General features: G+C 54.0%; 19 protein-coding genes and 1 tRNA gene. 13 read left to right on the top strand and 7 right to left on the bottom strand.

The window, feature by feature from the left end; translation table 11 throughout:
* Positions 1-90: 90 nt before the first annotated feature.
* The 7 genes from ACQG19_RS05870 (at position 91) to ACQG19_RS05840 (ending at position 3490) form a co-directional block, all read left to right on the top strand.
* A complete protein-coding gene (locus ACQG19_RS05870) occupies positions 91-312 on the top strand; it encodes a TraR/DksA C4-type zinc finger protein (protein WP_426725831.1) in 222 nt (73 codons plus the stop codon).
* Positions 309-1031, top strand: a complete 723-nt coding sequence (locus tag ACQG19_RS05865; protein ID WP_426725830.1) for a hypothetical protein — start codon at positions 309-311, stop codon at positions 1029-1031. The genes ACQG19_RS05870 and ACQG19_RS05865 overlap by 4 nt, the downstream gene beginning before the upstream one ends.
* A complete protein-coding gene (locus ACQG19_RS05860) occupies positions 1009-1248 on the top strand; it encodes a DUF4222 domain-containing protein (RefSeq protein WP_426725829.1) in 240 nt (79 codons plus the stop codon). Before ACQG19_RS05865 ends, ACQG19_RS05860 begins: the two co-directional genes overlap by 23 nt.
* 9 nt (positions 1249-1257) lie before the next feature.
* Complete coding sequence (locus ACQG19_RS05855; RefSeq protein WP_058687934.1) at positions 1258-1530, top strand: hypothetical protein; 273 nt, start codon at positions 1258-1260, stop codon at positions 1528-1530.
* A gap of 375 nt (positions 1531-1905) precedes the next feature.
* Positions 1906-2106, top strand: coding sequence for a hypothetical protein (locus tag ACQG19_RS05850; RefSeq protein WP_032647492.1), 201 nt, complete (start codon positions 1906-1908; stop codon positions 2104-2106).
* An 8-nt stretch (positions 2107-2114) separates the two neighbouring features.
* Complete coding sequence (locus tag ACQG19_RS05845; protein ID WP_072050907.1) at positions 2115-2450, top strand: helix-turn-helix domain-containing protein; 336 nt, start codon at positions 2115-2117, stop codon at positions 2448-2450.
* Positions 2333-3490 (top strand): tyrosine-type recombinase/integrase, encoded by a 1158-nt coding sequence (locus tag ACQG19_RS05840; RefSeq protein WP_223862054.1) that lies wholly within the window; start codon positions 2333-2335, stop codon positions 3488-3490. Before ACQG19_RS05845 ends, ACQG19_RS05840 begins: the two co-directional genes overlap by 118 nt.
* Positions 3491-3505: 15 nt before the next feature.
* Here the strand turns inward: ACQG19_RS05840 and ACQG19_RS05835 are convergent.
* Positions 3506-3582 (bottom strand) — tRNA-Arg (locus tag ACQG19_RS05835).
* A 278-nt stretch (positions 3583-3860) separates the two neighbouring features.
* Here ACQG19_RS05835 and ACQG19_RS05830 point away from each other — a divergent pair.
* The 3 genes from ACQG19_RS05830 to fimZ all read left to right on the top strand — a co-directional run bounded on the left by ACQG19_RS05830 (position 3861) and on the right by fimZ (position 6744).
* Positions 3861-4559, top strand: a complete 699-nt coding sequence (locus tag ACQG19_RS05830) for an EAL domain-containing protein (protein WP_246931612.1) — start codon at positions 3861-3863, stop codon at positions 4557-4559.
* A gap of 24 nt (positions 4560-4583) precedes the next feature.
* Complete coding sequence (locus ACQG19_RS05825; RefSeq protein WP_023622262.1) at positions 4584-5306, top strand: helix-turn-helix transcriptional regulator; 723 nt, start codon at positions 4584-4586, stop codon at positions 5304-5306.
* A gap of 805 nt (positions 5307-6111) precedes the next feature.
* Positions 6112-6744, top strand: coding sequence for a fimbria biosynthesis transcriptional regulator FimZ (gene fimZ / locus ACQG19_RS05820; protein ID WP_013095936.1), 633 nt, complete (start codon positions 6112-6114; stop codon positions 6742-6744).
* Positions 6745-6795: 51 nt separating this feature from the next.
* Here fimZ and sfmF read toward each other — a convergent pair whose 3' ends face one another.
* The 6 genes from sfmF to fimA all read right to left on the bottom strand — a co-directional run bounded on the left by sfmF (position 6796) and on the right by fimA (position 12831).
* Positions 6796-7320, bottom strand: coding sequence for a fimbria assembly protein (sfmF, locus tag ACQG19_RS05815; protein ID WP_013095935.1), 525 nt, complete (start codon positions 7318-7320; stop codon positions 6796-6798).
* A 9-nt stretch (positions 7321-7329) separates the two neighbouring features.
* On the bottom strand, positions 7330-8334 hold the full coding sequence (fimH, locus tag ACQG19_RS05810) for a type 1 fimbria D-mannose specific adhesin FimH (RefSeq protein WP_020685033.1): 1005 nt from the start codon (positions 8332-8334) through the stop codon (positions 7330-7332).
* 13 nt (positions 8335-8347) lie between these two features.
* A complete protein-coding gene (locus ACQG19_RS05805; RefSeq protein ID WP_246931613.1) occupies positions 8348-10912 on the bottom strand; it encodes a fimbrial biogenesis usher protein in 2565 nt (854 codons plus the stop codon).
* A gap of 14 nt (positions 10913-10926) precedes the next feature.
* On the bottom strand, positions 10927-11619 hold the full coding sequence (gene fimC, locus ACQG19_RS05800) for a type 1 fimbria chaperone FimC (RefSeq protein WP_013095932.1): 693 nt from the start codon (positions 11617-11619) through the stop codon (positions 10927-10929).
* Positions 11620-11653: 34 nt separating this feature from the next.
* Entirely contained in the window at positions 11654-12199 is a 546-nt protein-coding gene (gene fimI / locus ACQG19_RS05795; protein WP_013095931.1) for a type 1 fimbrial protein subunit FimI, read from the bottom strand.
* Between the two features lie 68 nt (positions 12200-12267).
* Entirely contained in the window at positions 12268-12831 is a 564-nt protein-coding gene (gene fimA / locus ACQG19_RS05790; protein WP_013095930.1) for a type 1 fimbrial major subunit FimA, read from the bottom strand.
* A gap of 310 nt (positions 12832-13141) precedes the next feature.
* Between fimA and folD the strand changes: the two genes are divergently transcribed.
* The 3 genes from folD (at position 13142) to ACQG19_RS05775 (ending at position 15957) form a co-directional block, all read left to right on the top strand.
* Positions 13142-14008 (top strand): bifunctional methylenetetrahydrofolate dehydrogenase/methenyltetrahydrofolate cyclohydrolase FolD, encoded by an 867-nt coding sequence (gene folD, locus ACQG19_RS05785; protein ID WP_013095929.1) that lies wholly within the window; start codon positions 13142-13144, stop codon positions 14006-14008.
* Between the two features lies 1 nt (position 14009).
* Positions 14010-14222: a ribosome-associated protein YbcJ gene (ybcJ, locus tag ACQG19_RS05780; protein ID WP_023621558.1), complete on the top strand. Its 213-nt coding sequence runs from the start codon at positions 14010-14012 to the stop codon at positions 14220-14222.
* A 235-nt stretch (positions 14223-14457) separates the two neighbouring features.
* Entirely contained in the window at positions 14458-15957 is a 1500-nt protein-coding gene (locus ACQG19_RS05775; protein WP_014830936.1) for a PTS transporter subunit EIIC, read from the top strand.
* Positions 15958-15970 lie beyond the last annotated feature (13 nt).

The following is a 15970-nucleotide window of genomic DNA, read 5'->3' as shown; positions in this document are numbered from 1 at the left end:
GGCGCAAATCGCCAGGTCGCTATCGCGGCCTTTTTTATTGCTGGCATTCACCTTCAACCGAATTAACCGACAGTTCCGGGAGCATTGACCATGGCCGATATCATAGATACCGCAGCAGAGATTGAAGAGCTTCAGCGTAACGCTGCCCTTTCCGCTCACCGCATCGACCGCAACGCCGTATCAGCTGAGCGTTGTGAAGAATGCGAAGAACCAATTCCTGAGCCGCGGCGCGCTGCTGTTCCCGGCTGCCAGACGTGCGCGGAGTGCCAGGGTGTTATCGAGTTAAGGAATAAGCAGAGGGGGATCCAGTGAAAGAGCGCGGAATGATTTTCAACGGCGAGATGGTGCGCGCCATCCTCGACGGCCGGAAGACGCAGACGCGCAGGATCATGAAGGTGCAGCCTGTCCTCAATTGTAGTTTTTATGAGGTATACGGTGCTGGATGGGTCCGGAGCATGAAATCTGTTCCTGCAATTCCAGGACACAGCCTTGCCAGTAATTGTCCATTCGGTCTGGTTGGCGATCACATCTGGGTACGGGAAACGTGGGGCGTAGTGAGTCATGAACTGGATGAGGACGGTCGCATTCAGCCATGGAACCCTGACCGTCCTGCCACAGCCATTCACGAAATGCCGTTTGGTAATGGTTACTACTCTGGTCACGCTATTTACGCAGCAGATGGAGAGTTTACTTGGGGTGATGACGATGGATATGAAGATGGCTGTTCGTGCTGGAAGCCATCTATCCACATGCCTCGCGCAGCCTGTCGTCTCATGCTGGAGATCACCGGCGTCCGAGTGGAAAGGTTGAATAGCATTAGCCAGGAAGATGCGCAGGCGGAAGGAATGGAGATTACCGGATGGCGACCAACATACTCTGACCCGGATAGCGGCGGTGAAGTCTGGACTCCATATGACAACTTTGCTCAGCTGTGGGAATCAATCTACGGCGAGGAGAGTTGGAAGGCCAACCCATGGGTCTGGGTAATCGAATTTAAGGTGGTGCCCAATGTTCAGGATACTCCAGCCTAATACCTGGTACGCCGATCCCCACGGCGCGCCCTGCAAAATCCTCCGCGCTACCCACGAAGTCATCCACTACATCCGCAACGGTCGCACCTGCATCGCCAGCATGGGCCGATTTAACCAGGATTTCGAGCCGCTGACCAAAGCACAGGCCGAGCGGATCGCCGAAGAAATCGAAACAGCAGAACACCTGAAGAAGCTGCGCGCCCAGCGGGCGGCATAAGGAGGAATTATGCGCATTGAAGAGTTACCGAAGCTACCGAAGCTGTTCCGTGTTATCGAGGTTGATCTGGATGTGCTACGCAATGGCATTGGTTCAGGTTGGGGAGTGATTTTCGACCAGGACGCCATCGTTAAGAGAAAGGTCCGCCGAGTGAAGCATGACGGCGGCTGGAAGTGGCAACTGGTTCGGGAATGGCACGATCAGGAGTTGTGGGATTACTGCTTCGAGCAAGACAGGGAATGCTTGGAGCACCTCAACTATGACCTTGGCCTTATGCATTGACGCAACTGATAGCCAGTTATGAGCTGGCTATTGGGTGCGAAAGCACTGCCACGTCATCCCTTTTGCCCTGCCCCGCGCCGGGGTTCTTTTTGGGAGTTCACCATGCAAATAACTCTTCCGAAGTGGATTGGCTTTCTAATTATGCTGACTCTCCGCCCTGGCATTACTGCATCCTGCGCTGCATATCTGATGCTATATGCAGATGGCAGTTGGTATCACTTCCTATCTGGCGCACTGGCCTTCAAATCCTGCATCGAAACTCACGACATTTACAAAGAGGTCAGAGATGCAAGGTAATCCCGTTATCTGGCTCATAGCCTCACTTATGGCGCTGGGCGCTCTCATCTCATTTCTTCACGAACCGGAAGGTGTGCAATGGCTGCTTTTAATGTGGGCGCATTAGTCCAGAAGAGGACCGGCGGTATACATGGCGTGGTGGATAGCCAACTGGAGCCGGAAGGCGCTCATCCGAAAGCCTGGGTGCGTTGGGATGACGGGAATTATTCAGTGCATCCGGAAAAAGAATTACGCGCGGCCACGCCAGACGGCCCGCAGTTTTATAAAACGATGTCATAGGAGGGGAGATGGTTACAGCAGAGCCACTCACTGCGCAAAAGGCAGCGAAACTCCTGAAAGTCTCACCGAGAACTGTCTACCGTCTTATCGACTCGGGGCAGCTGGCCGGGAAGAAGATCGGGAACAAATACCGAACGACCGACGTCGCCTGTATTGCGTATTTACATGACCCGCGCGATCCTGTTCCTGCGAGCGCGGGTGAACATAAAGGAGAAATTTTATGTCAATCACCCTCAGAGGCGGCGTCTGGCACTGTCATTTCGTTACGCCGTCAGGGAAAAGAATTAGACGATCTCTTGGTACGGGGGACAAGAAACAAGCGCAGGAGCTGCACGACAAGCTGAAGGCTGAAGCGTGGCGGGTAGATAAAATTGGGGAGCTTCCGACGAGGACATTCGAGGAATGTTGCATCAGGTGGATCCGCGAGAAGGAGCATAAGCGGTCACTTGATGACGACAAGACCAAAATAGAATACTTCCTGCGGCATTTCTCCGGGCGGGATATTTCGACCATCACAGCCGAGCAGGTTAACGAGGCTGTTTCTAAGATGGTCAACCGTAAGCATATTCAGATCTGGGAGTCACGCAGGGACGCGGCAATCCGGCGGGGAAAGGAGCCGCCTCCGTATGTTGAGAAACCGGTAAGCCAGGCCACAAAGAGTCAGCACCTTTCTTTCATGCGATCTCTGTTCAAGGCTGCGGCTAATGACTGGGGTTGGATTAAAACGGCCCCGGTTATAAAAACCAAAAAGCCGATCAGCAAACGCATCCGCTGGCTGACCAGGGAAGAGGCAGAACGGCTTATCGCCTGCATGCCGGAGTCGATAAAGCCGGTGGTGATATTTGCGCTGGCAACCGGCCTGCGCCGCTCCAACATCATTGATCTGGAGTGGCAGCAGGTCGATATGCAGAGAAAGGTTGCATGGGTAAATCCGGAGAACGCGAAGGCGGGCAAGGCTATCGGCGTGGCTCTGAATGATACCGCATGCAGGGTGTTAAGGGATCAGATCGGGAAAAGTTCCAGGTGGGTATTCGTTCACACGAAACCATCGACGCGCCCGGATAAAACCGTCACTCCAGCGGTCCGGAAAATGCGCGTGGATGATAACAGCGCCTGGCGCATTGGCCTGGCAAAAGCGGGTATAGAGGACTTCCGTTTTCACGACCTCCGACATACCTGGGCGAGTTGGCTAATTCAGTCAGGTGTGCCGCTTTCCGTGTTGCAGGAAATGGGAGGCTGGGAGTCGATAGAAATGGTCCGTCGTTATGCTCACCTGGCACCGAACCATTTAAGCGAACACGCACGGAAAATAGATGCCATTTTTGGCAACCATGACACAAATACGACACAAGGAGAAAATCAGGCTGGTTTGAAACTGGCGTAAGTGCCTGTTTCTAAATGGCACGCCCTGTAGGATTCGAACCTACGACCTACGGCTTAGAAGGCCGTTGCTCTATCCAACTGAGCTAAGGGCGCACTGAGAAGAGTGAACTTCGCGGTGGTGAAACGCGAAGAATTATACGGTCAATGGCAGGTGAGTCAATGCCTTTTCCGTTTTCACCTCCGATTAGGGCTAGCTGATTGTAAATATGGCTGTTTTTTCAACATTCCCGGCCTTTCTTTCGTAGAATTTAGCGCTGCGAAAAGGCTTAGCTGCATTTAAGTAACGCCTGCTGTTTTCCTGAGCGTCAGCCCGTCACACTAGTGTGAGGTATCCCGGCCGCCTGGAGGCTGACAGACAACAGGACAATGGAGTGACAGCGCAAAACCTGATCGATACGTCCCCCAGCTTACAGCACCTCTCTCACGGTATCGCGGGCATCAAACTTGAGCCTATCATCGCCCTCTCCTCGCAGCGCCAGGTTGGGGTGGAAGTGCTGAGCGTTCTGTCAGCAAGAGAGCAAAGCGAAGCATTTTTCAACGATCGGTCTGCGGAGTGGTCACTTACGCTGCTTGAAGCGCAACTTGTCGCGCTAAAAAATACCCCGCACTGTCATAATCTTTACGTCAATCTGCCGATAACCGTATTAACGCAGCCGGACACCTTTCTGCGGCTTCTCCGGCTGCCTGCCGCACCGCTGAATATAGAAATTGTCGACCCGGCACGCTTTCTGGCGCTGTCTGACACAAAACGGCAGGACGTTCACCAGCGCCTGCTGCAGCTCAGAAGACAAGGCCACGGTATCTGGCTGGATGATATTGATGAAGCGATCGTCCAACCGTTTTTGTCCTGCCGGCTGCCGTTAACCGGCATAAAAATCGACAAGGAAGCATTCTGGCGTTTACGCGCCACCCCTGCGCTCGGGCAACTGGTGACACGTTGCTTTCAGCTTGCCGACAACGTGCTTATTGAAGGTATTGAGACTGAAAAGGATCATAGCCGGGCACGACAGGCAGGAGCAGGACTCGGCCAGGGGTACTACTGGCCGTCCTGGACATGGCCGGAGGAATAAAAAGCCATTTCCAGGAGGGAAGCCATGCGAATGACAGTGCGCCGTTACCGGCGGCGGCGTACAGGAAGTGATGCACTGGGATTTACGCACTCGCCTTTTGCTCCCCCCTTTTTCGACCGGCTCGAATTTTTGAGCCAGTCCATCCACCAACATCGCAAAACAGACGCGCCCTTTATTATTCTGGTTACGGAAGATCATTTCCTGCGCACCGGTTTTCTGAACGGCCAGTTTCCCCTGAGCAGCTGTAGCGACTACCCGACGCTGGACGAAGCTTTTCAGGCGCTGAATCAGTGGCCTGCAGCCCGTCTGGTGGTAGATATTGAAAGCCGTACCACGGCGCTTATGGAAAAGCTGGATCAGCTGAGAAGACACAGCCTGTATCCGCCCTTTCTCACGCCGTATCTGTTGGTCAGGGCGGATAATTACGACACCCGTCTGTTCTGTAAAGCGGCGGGGCCGTTTCATGTCCTTGAACGCCAGTCAACGGCGGCGGCACTCCAGCACAGCCTGATGGACATTAGCCCTCCACAGGGCTCCAGTAAAGAGTGGTTCTCTCGCGGCGAGTGGCCCATTTTACAGGAGCTGTCGCGGGGGAAGTCACTACGTCAGATCGCCCTGCTGCAGAATCGCCCCTACAGTCGCATTATCTATCGCCTGAGCTGCATTCTGGTGAAGCTCGGGCTTAGCCATCGCCAGGAACTGCTGCATCTTCTCAATAATCTCTCCGACTGCCCGTTTTACTCTTAACCTAACCCCTTATTTCCTAAAGATCTTTAGGAAGTTACTTACTGAAAATGTTAATTTTATGTTAACTGTTAACATAAATCTCGAAATTACAACTATTCCTAATTTCTGACTCTGAACCACGTGAAATATTAAAGAATAAGTAAAGCGCAGCACTTTCATCCATGCGTTAAGGGATTGATGGTTCCGTTAACAGGATGATAATGATGTAAAAACAAGCAATTTGGTTGTACGCCCCTGGCGCTTAAAGCGAAGGCCGCAGAAGATTTTGCTCTTCCGGCATAGTATTTTTCTGATATCGGGGAGAGGTATCGGGATGAGGATGAGACGCGCTATCTGTGCAAATTCACGCCACTTCAGCAGCAGGTGAGACGTTTTACTGCCCCGCCATTTCATTAACAACTTTGCAACATATAGTGGTATCTGTTATTTTTTGTTATTACATAAAGATGAAAAGATGCGGTAAATGGAATAACAGGACATTTCCGCTAAATTTAAAAAAATAGCCATTCAGATCCAGAAGATAATACAAATCAATAATCATGAATTAATCTGCAGGCTTTTCGGAGAAAACTTACACGGTATAATAAGACGCGTACCAATTATGAATAAGAAAAACCTTTTTGCCGCCACCAGCCAAATGAGATGACCGCGCTGAGGCAATGACATTACCACTACGTTAACAAGGATGCTTTCGCTCTTTCCAGGGAAATACCACCCTATAAGGATCTGCAAATTTATCCTTCCGGCATTTCGAGAGTTTGAACCAAACTCAGCATAACGCTTTTAACAATCTGAGGCATAAAAAATGAAACCGGCATCCGTTATCATTATGGACGAACATCCTATCGTCAGAATGTCGATAGAAGTCCTGCTACAGAAAAATAAAAATATCACAGTCAAACTGAAGTCTGGCGACAGCCATGAAGTTCTCGACTGTATCCGCAATCACGCCATCGATCTGGTGATCCTGGACATTGAACTTACGGGCACCGATGGCTTCGCTTTATTGAAAAGAATCAGAAACTTAAACAAAGACATAAAGGTCCTGTTCCTCTCTTCCAAATCGGAGTCCTTTTACGCAGGCCGTGCCATCCGCGCCGGGGCAAATGGGTTTGTCAGTAAACGAAAAGATTTAGGTGAGATCTACAACGCCGTGGAAATGATTCTGATGGGCTATTCTTTTTTCCCGTCGGAAACGTTGAACTTTATTAATCACCTGGGCTCAGGGAAAGGGATGGCATCCGATATGCCATTATCGAACCGTGAGGTCACCGTACTGCGGTATCTGGCGAATGGCTTATCGAATAAGGAAATTGCCGAACAGCTGCTATTAAGCAACAAAACCATTAGCGCGCACAAATCCAATATTTATTCCAAGCTCGGTGTGCAAAGCATTGTGGAATTAATTGATTACGCCAAGGCACACGAGCTGCTATAACCTGAATTCACTCCCTGCAGTTTATCTGAGTTGCAGGGAGTGCGGTCAGCGCTAATTATAATTAATCATAAATGTGGCATCCGCATCGGCGCGTCCGGGTCGGGGGTTATCCGCTGTGGCAATATAATTAGCATAAAATGACAACACGGCATTACCCTGCGCATCTACCGCTACCGGCTGGCTGGCCTGCTGTAACGCAAGACGTGTTTTATCCGCATCCCTGATCTCCACCGCGACGTTATTCGCCGTACTGGCGTCATTCAACGCCAGCAATCCGCTGTCACTCCCGTCAGTTTTCCCGGAAAACGTAATTGATGCCGAGCCTGGCGGACAGCCTGTCAGCTTCAGCGTGAAGGGCATGGGCTGCGTGCGGCTCCCCGTGGTGCTGAGCTGCTTCGTCGGCCAGGTGCCCAGCGTGACGGTCTTGTCGCTGTCGCTGCCCTCTGCCACGCAGGTAAAATCAACGATATTGCCGTACATCTGAATATTGATCTCGCCCAGCGCTGTGGCTGACCACGCGTTTGCCTGACACATCGTCAGGGCCAGCGCAGCGAAAGGCCATTTCCAGTTCCCCATCTCTTCCCCTTAATCGTAATCCACGCGCAGATAGCCGCGAGAGGTGAACCGGCCTTCTGCTGGCTTATTCCCCGTAATGCTCACCGGCCAGACCCGGATCCCCACCTGCGCCTGCGCGCTGTCATCCAGACGGAACGGAATTTTACTGTTCAGGTTGTTAGGCGTCAGAGGCGTACCGCTATCGTTCGCCACGACAAACCCTAAATCCGGGTTATCGGAAACCAGCGCATTGCCCGAGATTTTTTCCGCCTCGATGCGCATCGTCAGATACGCATTGGCCTCCACATTGGTGCACTTAATGGCAATGGTTTTGCTTTGTGGTGAGACGTTCTGAGGACGATTGCCGGCCCCCGCCTGGCTGAACAACGACGCGCCAATATCACCAAAATCAAACTCCACCACCTGCCCGGCGTTAATCGCACAGCTTTGTGGTACCTGAATGGTGCCGCTGTAGCTGATGGTATAGACCGGCGTATTCAGCGGATCGGATGACGTGGTGGTGACATAGACGGTGAACATGGTCTGCTGGGGGATCACCACCATGTTGATAAACCGCCGTGTGACCCGCAGACGAAAGACCAGCTTCGAATCGGTGACAGGAAACGCTTTGTTGTTCGGAACGTTAGGGTGCTGCCCCATCTGAATGTAGTCTGACGGTGGATAGAAGGTGCCCGCGTAATCATCGTGGATCTGCATTGCGCCATCAAGGTAGTCATTCAGCTTCACATACTTATAGCCATCAATCACCGTCGTTATCGGCAGGCTGGTGACATAACTACGCATCGTGGACTTTCCGGTTGTTCCTTTAGGGCAAATGGCGTTCACGCCCACCAGCCCGGATTTTTGCGCAAGGGTCACAATCTGCCCCGGTTTGTTATTGGAGCTGTTAAAGACGTTTGAAAGATCGTATGAGATATCCTTCGGCACACCCGTGGCGTTCTGGCAAACCGTCGCCCACGCGGGCATCGTGCTGCAGAGCAGCGCTAAGCTAAACACATTGCGTAAACTGCGCATCTTTGGGTTCCTGTTAACGGTCACAGCTTGCCCCCGCCATGGTAATGGCCTGGTTTTGGCTTTCAGGCGATAAACGATAGTGCGCACGACACTGGGACTGCATCCCATTGCCCCACTGAATAAGCAACTCCCCTTCCAGCGGCAGCCCGCTCAGGTAAATCTGCCCGTCATCGCCCACCATACTGGTGACCCCGCTCTGGGTTTCACGGACCACGGCACCAAACGGCACAGGCTGGTTGCCGCGGGTCACGGTCAGCAGGGCACGTACGCCGATACGGGTATCGAAGCTGGCGCGCACCAGCGCACCTTTGGTCGGTACTACGCTGCTGACGTTATTTTCGATGTCGGTGTTGTTACTCATGGAGTTGGTATCCAGCGCCACGCGGTTATAGCGGTAGACGGTGGCATACGGCATGACCGCGTAGCCTCGCCAGTCGGTTTTCACCCCGGTCTGGTTTTCCACGCTGACGCCCGAGGCTCCCGGCGCTTTGATCAGGACGTTAGTGTCGCCCAGCGGCTGGCTGAAGGTGACGCCGTCGGCATGGCCCACCACCCCACCGGAGAGCTGCCAGTTGAGATCATGCTGATCGCGCGCGTAGTTGTAGCCCACCCCCAGCGTGCCGTAGGTCGCCTGCCAGTTTGCGCTGGCGCTACCGCTTGAGCCGTTGGTGCTGGTGTGCCCCTGCGTAACGCTGTAGTTCAGGTTGCGATCTTCCAGCAGGGTGCCGCTGACCCCGGTTTGCCAGCTGGTATCACCGTCGCTGTTGCGGCTGGCTGAGGCCGTGGCGTAAGCGCGATCGATGGCGCTGTCCCGGCGATACCCCTGACGGGTAAAGAGGCTGAACGGCACCGAGACGTTAAAGGACGCGATCCGGTCCGTGCCCTCTATCCCGACGGACTTGTTCCACGACCATGACAGGGAGTAGTTGATCCCTTTTACACCTCCGGCATAGCCGAGCTGATACCAGAGGTTCGACTGGCTGGTGCCCCAGTAGGTCTGCTCGCTGCCGGAGACATAGACTGAGCCGTAATCACCCAGCGACTGAGAGATGTTGAGCTGGAAGCGCCCTTTTTTGTTCCACGTCAGGTTGTGATAGCTCTGCACGTCCGGCACGCCGTCATCATCCTTGCTGTCGGCATATTGATAGCCTTCCATCGAACGCCAGGCCACATCATCCAGGGTGTAAAACCCTTTCGTGGAGTAGCGATAGCCCAGCAGCTGGAAGTTAGTGCCGAATCCGTTGAGTGATTTTGCATACAGGAAACGCAGGGACTGGCCCTCATGGCGGCTGTCGTCCGCCAGCTGGCTGCGGGCATGGGTGATATCGACCGACACAGCCCCCCAGTCACCGAGGTTTTTCCCGGCGCCAATGGCCACCGCGGTATAGCGCGACGCCAGCTGCGTACCGCCGTAGAGCGTGTAACCATTGGCCAGACCGGTAATCAGCGTGCCCTGGGTGAAGAACGGCGTGTCCTGATCGCTGTTACCGCTGCGGTAATCCCCGGCCACGAGGTCATACTTCCAGCGACCTTCACGCTGCAACAGCGGCACGGTGGAGTACGGCACGGTATAGCGTTGCTGACTGCCGTCCTTCTCTTCTACGGTCACTTCCAGATCGCCGCTTGAAGAGGTAGGGTTCAGATCGGTAATGGCAAACGCGCCAGGCTGGACATAGCTCTGGTAGATAACATAGCCGTTCTGGCGAACAACCACTTTGGCCGGGGTACGGGCGATACCGCGCACGGTTGGCGCATAGCCCTGCAGGCTGTCCGGGTACATGCTGTCGGACGAGAAAAGCCGCCCCCCGCGGAAACCGACGCTGTCAAAGACATCATTGCCGGTATTGCTGTCGCCCAGCACCAGTTCGCTTTTGAGCGGAATGACGGTGCGCTGCGCCCAGGTGCCAATGTTCTGCCAGTTACTGTGCCGCTGGCCGTTGTTTTGCGTATAACGCCAGGCGCCGTTATTGCGTAAACGCCAGGCGCCATAGTTCAGCCCGCTCTGCAGGTTCAGATAGTAGCTGTCATCCTCGCTTCCCCGGTTGCCGGTAAAGCTGTAGTTCAACAGCGCGGCGGGGATCCCTTCATCCCACTGTTCAGGCGGGATATAGCCACGGGCGCTGTTCTGCATCGCCACCTGCGGCAGGCTGATATTCAGACGCTGCGAGGCGAAGTTAAATGCGACCAGACTGCCGGGGATCGCTGTCGCCAGCGGGACACAGGTGTCGTCCTGCTCCTTTACCAGCTCGGGAAACGCGGCGAGGTTAACGCCAAACCGTTCCAGCATTTTACGTGTGATGCACGGCGCCAGTCCGCCCGCCACCGGTGGCGTATCGTCGGCCTGCTCAAAGCGCACGTCCTGGGTCGCGATAAACTCATCGTTACGCCAGATATCCACGCGATACACGCCGGGTGCCTGCTGGTGACCTTGTTCAAAACGCGATAAATCCGCCACGCTGGCGGTATCGTCGGACAAAAAGGCCGGGTTAAAGTAGCTTTCGCTCCAGCCCGACTGCGGCCAGAGCGTTGCCATCAGCGCCAGTGCAACCGGGCAGTAACGCCATTGATGATTATTCATCGCCCTGACTCTGCTCACAGGTTGACGCTACGCGCCGGAGTAATGGCACCGTAGTCATTGACGCTCTGCCAGGAGAGCGTACCGCCCGCACCAGCCGGCAGCGCCTGCTGTGCCGAATTTTTTGGCGCAATCATGATGTTATCCAGCGTCTGTCCGCCCAGCTTCAGATTGACCAGCGTGATGTAATACGGTGAGGCGTTGCTGATCTTCAGATGCGAGCCAACGCGCTCAAAGCGCAGCTGAGAGAGCGCCTCTTCCGGCTGCATTGCCAGGTTATTCGGGCGCACAAACAGCTTGATACGCGACAGGATGGCCAGTTGCAGCACGTTGTTATTTTCGGTTTTGGCTTTGTTCACTGACGGGATCGCTTTCACGTTCATGTAAAACAGCGATTCACGATCGGCAGGCAACGCAGGCCCGGCGTAAATAATGCGCAGCGTGTTTTCGCTGTCCGGCTCGCTGACAAACAGCGGTGGCGTGACGGCAAAGGTTTTTTCTTTTTGCCCGTTTGCGTTTTCGATCCACGCGTTAATTAAATAGCGTTCTTGCTTGTTACTGTTGGTGATCGCCAGTGAAGTTTGTTTAGCATCTGCCGGATAAATAACGCGCGTGGCTCCAAGTGCAATACCGCCGGACGCATTCGCGCTTGCAGAAACCATCATTAAAATAAACGATAAAATCAGTCCTGGTTTAATTAGGGTATTCATCAAAACCGTACCTTTAATAATGTGTTCGCAGGTGTTATGGATAAATCAACGTAAACCAGACATCCGACTGAATATTGCCTGGCACAAGGTGTTCGGAAATAGCCCGATATCGGGCGCTAAAATGAAACGCAAGCTCGCGGGTATCAATGGGCAGCCAGCTGACCGCCGTGGCGTTGGGGATTATCTGACGCTGCTGTTCGTCAAAGAGAGCCAGCCCCACCCCGCTGCTGATGGGTGTTTCACCAGGGCGCGATGTTGCCAGAAAAACCTGCGGGTCTTCCGCGGGCGTGATGCCCTGGAACTGGATCCCGACGGTGCGTGAGACATCCACGCTGCAATCCAGCAGCCGCACGGTAAAAGGCACATTTACGGTGGAAAAACTGCCCACCCCGGAAAACGAGTTGGTCCGGTATTGTCCCATATCGATGCGCATATTCTGGCTGTCTGGCGCCACGGCGCAGCCACCGTTCACCAGTTCACCCCGGAGGTGTACTTTGCCGCCGTCAATCACCACCGTATGGGCGAATGCCTGGGAAGCCATCGCAAGGGTTAACAGCAGTAGTGTTCCTGTCCTTGTCATCCTTCGTTCCTGGCCTGAGCGTATGACGGGCCTCATCCCTGAGGCCAAAACATCCCTGTACGGAGGAATTATTCGTATTTCATAACGAAAGTGGCGTCAGCATTTGCCTGGCCTGGTTCAGTGGTCGCAGCAGTGGCTTTATAACGCGCGCTGAAGTTCAGGGTGTTGGTGCCCTGGATCAGGTTCTGCGCAGCAGAGAAGGTGGCACCGTCTGGCGTCAGAACGCTGGATTTGCTGTCGAGGATCTCGATACCAACACCTTTCGCGGTGTTGTCGTTGCTACCGGAAGTCACTGCCAGCAGGGTTTTGTCAGTTGCGTCGATCTGACCGGTGAACGCCACAGCAGCCGTTTTCGCCACCAGCGGATCGCAATCGTTCAGTTCGATGGTGAATGGAATGTTGGTGGTGGTATCACCCACTTTGGTGAATTTCGCGGTACGGTACTGACCGAGATTAACGGTCTGCTCGGAAGAATCGGTATTTACTGAACATGCAGCATTAACCAGTTCACCTTTAAAATGCACGGTACCGCCATTTACGGAAACTGGCGTAACCGGATCGGCAGCGTGAGCGGCACCCGCGACCAGGGCCAGTGAAGCAATAACAGTAGAAGCAATGTTGCTGAGTTTCATGTCTATTCCTTTAAAATGTAAATAACCCTTCCCGCGAATTATCGGGAATAAGAAATACGTTCAATCGAAAAATTGAAAGCTTATTTCGGAGGAGACAAAGTAGCTCAGGAAACTATTTTTAAATATGTCAAAACGCTGCCATTTTACCAGGTCACATCCTAATCCCGCCTAAGAAATTGACCATCACCCGAGAAGGGTCTTTACGTCCGCCGGAGGAAAACTCGCAAAGGGTGACTGACAGCGGCGCTCGCTTCTGACAAAATACAGGCCATCCCCCCTTTCAAACGTTACAGACGGAATCTTCTCTCTGATGGCAGCAAAGATTATTGACGGTAAAACGATTGCGCAGCAGGTGCGCTCTGAGGTCGCGGAAAAAGTGAAGGCGCGTAAAGCGGCTGGTTTTCGCGCACCAGGGCTTGCCGTTGTGCTGGTTGGTAGCAACCCGGCATCGCAGATTTATGTCGGCAGCAAACGCAAAGCGTGTGAAGAGGTGGGGTTCGTCTCCCGCTCTTACGATTTGCCAGAAACCACCACCGAAGCAGAACTGCTGGAACTTATTGACACCCTGAATGCCGATAAAGAGATCGACGGTATTCTGGTCCAGCTGCCGCTGCCGGCAGGCATCGACAACGTGAAGGTACTGGAGCGTATCGCGCCGGATAAAGATGTGGACGGTTTCCACCCGTATAACGTTGGCCGTCTGTGCCAGCGCGCGCCTCGCCTGCGTCCCTGCACCCCGCGCGGCATCGTGACGCTGCTGGAGCGTTATAACATCGACACCTACGGTCTGAACGCCGTAGTGATTGGCGCCTCTAACATCGTGGGCCGTCCGATGAGCATGGAGCTGCTGCTGGCCGGTTGCACCACCACCGTGACCCACCGCTTCACCAAAAACCTGCGTCATCACGTCGAGAATGCCGATCTGCTGATCGTCGCGGTCGGTAAGCCGGGCTTCATTCCCGGGGAATGGATTAAGGAAGGGGCGATTGTCGTGGACGTCGGGATTAACCGTCTGGAAAACGGCAAAGTGGTTGGCGACGTGGTTTATGAAGATGCCGCAGCGCGTGCCTCTTACATCACCCCGGTACCGGGCGGCGTAGGCCCGATGACCGTAGCAACCCTGATTCAGAATACCTTGCAGGCATGCGAGGAGTATCACGACGTAGAGGACGCGTAACATGGCGACATTTTCATTAGGTAAACATCCACACGTTGAGCTGTGCGATCTGCTGAAGCTGGAAGGCTGGAGCGAGAGCGGTGCGCAGGCCAAGATTGCCATTGCCGACGGGCTGGTTTTCGTCGACGGCGTGGTAGAAACGCGTAAGCGCTGCAAGATTGTTGCCGGTCAGACCGTCAGCTTTGACGGCCAGAGCGTGACCGTTACGGCCTGAGCCGTCTGATGCCCTCACCCTACCCCTCTCCCGGCCGGGAGAGGGGATAACAATCCCCGCACACCTATCACGGTTAATTATCGATCAACTTCAAATAATCACTATTTCATCTGTTGAAAAGTGAAAATTGAGTTGCGCGTTTTTCACGCTTTGCCCACGATAAGTAGAACGTTCTACTAAAACGTTCTACTTACAATAACAGCGCCAAAAAAAGCGCTTCTCGGGGGAAATCAGCATGAGTCTGATATCAGGGTTTGTTAAATCGCTGTCTAAGTTATCGATGATTGGTCGCGCCTTAATGCTGCCAATTTCACTGCTTCCCGCTGCGGGCCTGCTGCTGGCCTTTGGCGATAAGTTTCACCTGCCGCTGATGATGAACGCGGGTGGGGTTATCTTTGATAACCTGCCCATGCTGTTTGCCATTGGCTCCGCCGTGGGTCTGGCATCGGAATCCGGCATTGCCGCACTGTCTGCCGCCGTCTCGGTGTTTGTTACCAATATCACCATCAGTACCGTGCTGAGCATTACGCCGGAAATGGCCTCTCAGGGCGGCAAATACGCTATGGTGGTCGGCATCCCGACGCTGCAGATGGGCGTCTTTGGCGGGCTTATCTGCGGTATTCTGGCGGCGTGGTGCTATAACCGTTTCCACACCATGCAGCTGCCGGAGTTCCTTGGCTTCTTCTCCGGCAAACGCTTTGTGGCGATTGCCACGGCGTTTCTCTCGTTCCTGCTCGGCCTGCTGCTGCCCTACGTCTGGCAACATATTCAGGCAGGCATCGACGCGCTCTCCGTGGTGGTGAACGGCGATAATCAGGCCGCCTCAACCTTTATCTTCGGTCTGGTCGAACGCGCCCTCATCCCGCTCGGTCTGCACCATATCTGGTATCCCTCTTTCTGGTATTCATTTGGTGATTACACCACTCAGGCGGGCCAGGTAATCCACGGCGACCAGACCATCTGGTTCAAGATGCTGGAAGAAGGGGTGAAATCCTTCAGCAGCGACACCTACCAGAACGCCGGTAAGTTCATGCAGGGTGAATTCCCGCTGATGCTGTTTGCCCTGCCTGCGGCGTGTCTGGCGATGTATCATGAAGCGCATACCAAAAATAAAAAAATCGCGGCCGGTATTCTGTTCTCTGCGGCACTCACCTGCTTCCTGACGGGGATCACCGAGCCGGTGGAGTTCACGTTCATCTTCGTCGCGCCGATCCTCTACGTCTTTAACGCCATTATGGCGGGCCTGGCGTACATGACCATGTATCTGCTGCACGCCCATATCGCCAAGTCGTTCTCGGCAGGCTTTATCGATTATCTGTCGTTCGGGATCCTGCCGTCATTCAACGGCTATCAGACCAACTTCCTCAATGCCATTATCATTGGTATTCCGATGGGCCTGATTTATTACTTCACCTTCCGTTTCGTGATCCGTCGCTTTGACGTGAAAACGCCGGGCCGTACCGAAGTGACCGCCAGCGCGGATGATAAATCCGATTCTGAACTCGCCACCGAAATCATTACCCTGCTGGGCGGTGCACACAACATCGACTCCGTTGGCTCCTGTATCACCCGTCTGCGCCTGGAAGTGGCAAAAAGTGATGCGGTGGATAAAGATGGCCTGAACGGACTCGGTGCACGCGGCGTGGTCTTCGTGGGTGATAACGGAATTCAGGTGATTTTCGGTGCCAGAGCACAGTTTATCGCCCAGACCATGTCCACCATGATTGGCAAATAATAAGATGCCGGAA

Origin of the sequence: Enterobacter cloacae complex sp. 277I4 (assembly GCF_050031465.1) — a bacterium.
GTDB lineage: Bacteria > Pseudomonadota > Gammaproteobacteria > Enterobacterales > Enterobacteriaceae > Enterobacter > Enterobacter cloacae.
This window is presented reverse-complemented; position numbering and strand designations above follow the sequence as displayed.

Excerpts from the sequence above, each read along its gene's own strand:
- ACQG19_RS05850 (WP_032647492.1), top strand. The coding sequence starts at position 1,906 with ATGGCTGCTTTTAATGTGGGCGCATTAGTCCAGAAGAGGACCGGCGGT.
- ACQG19_RS05855 (WP_058687934.1), top strand. The coding sequence starts at position 1,258 with ATGCGCATTGAAGAGTTACCGAAGCTACCGAAGCTGTTCCGTGTTATC.
- ACQG19_RS05860 (WP_426725829.1), top strand. The coding sequence starts at position 1,009 with ATGTTCAGGATACTCCAGCCTAATACCTGGTACGCCGATCCCCACGGC.
- fimI (WP_013095931.1), bottom strand. The coding sequence starts at position 12,199 with ATGACAAGGACAGGAACACTACTGCTGTTAACCCTTGCGATGGCTTCC.
- ACQG19_RS05845 (WP_072050907.1), top strand. The coding sequence starts at position 2,115 with ATGGTTACAGCAGAGCCACTCACTGCGCAAAAGGCAGCGAAACTCCTG.
- fimZ (WP_013095936.1), top strand. The coding sequence starts at position 6,112 with ATGAAACCGGCATCCGTTATCATTATGGACGAACATCCTATCGTCAGA.
- fimC (WP_013095932.1), bottom strand. The coding sequence starts at position 11,619 with ATGAATACCCTAATTAAACCAGGACTGATTTTATCGTTTATTTTAATG.
- sfmF (WP_013095935.1), bottom strand. The coding sequence starts at position 7,320 with ATGGGGAACTGGAAATGGCCTTTCGCTGCGCTGGCCCTGACGATGTGT.
- ACQG19_RS05805 (WP_246931613.1), bottom strand. The coding sequence starts at position 10,912 with ATGAATAATCATCAATGGCGTTACTGCCCGGTTGCACTGGCGCTGATG.
- ACQG19_RS05825 (WP_023622262.1), top strand. The coding sequence starts at position 4,584 with ATGCGAATGACAGTGCGCCGTTACCGGCGGCGGCGTACAGGAAGTGAT.
- ACQG19_RS05775 (WP_014830936.1), top strand. The coding sequence starts at position 14,458 with ATGAGTCTGATATCAGGGTTTGTTAAATCGCTGTCTAAGTTATCGATG.
- fimA (WP_013095930.1), bottom strand. The coding sequence starts at position 12,831 with ATGAAACTCAGCAACATTGCTTCTACTGTTATTGCTTCACTGGCCCTG.
- folD (WP_013095929.1), top strand. The coding sequence starts at position 13,142 with ATGGCAGCAAAGATTATTGACGGTAAAACGATTGCGCAGCAGGTGCGC.
- ybcJ (WP_023621558.1), top strand. The coding sequence starts at position 14,010 with ATGGCGACATTTTCATTAGGTAAACATCCACACGTTGAGCTGTGCGAT.
- fimH (WP_020685033.1), bottom strand. The coding sequence starts at position 8,334 with ATGCGCAGTTTACGCAATGTGTTTAGCTTAGCGCTGCTCTGCAGCACG.
- ACQG19_RS05870 (WP_426725831.1), top strand. The coding sequence starts at position 91 with ATGGCCGATATCATAGATACCGCAGCAGAGATTGAAGAGCTTCAGCGT.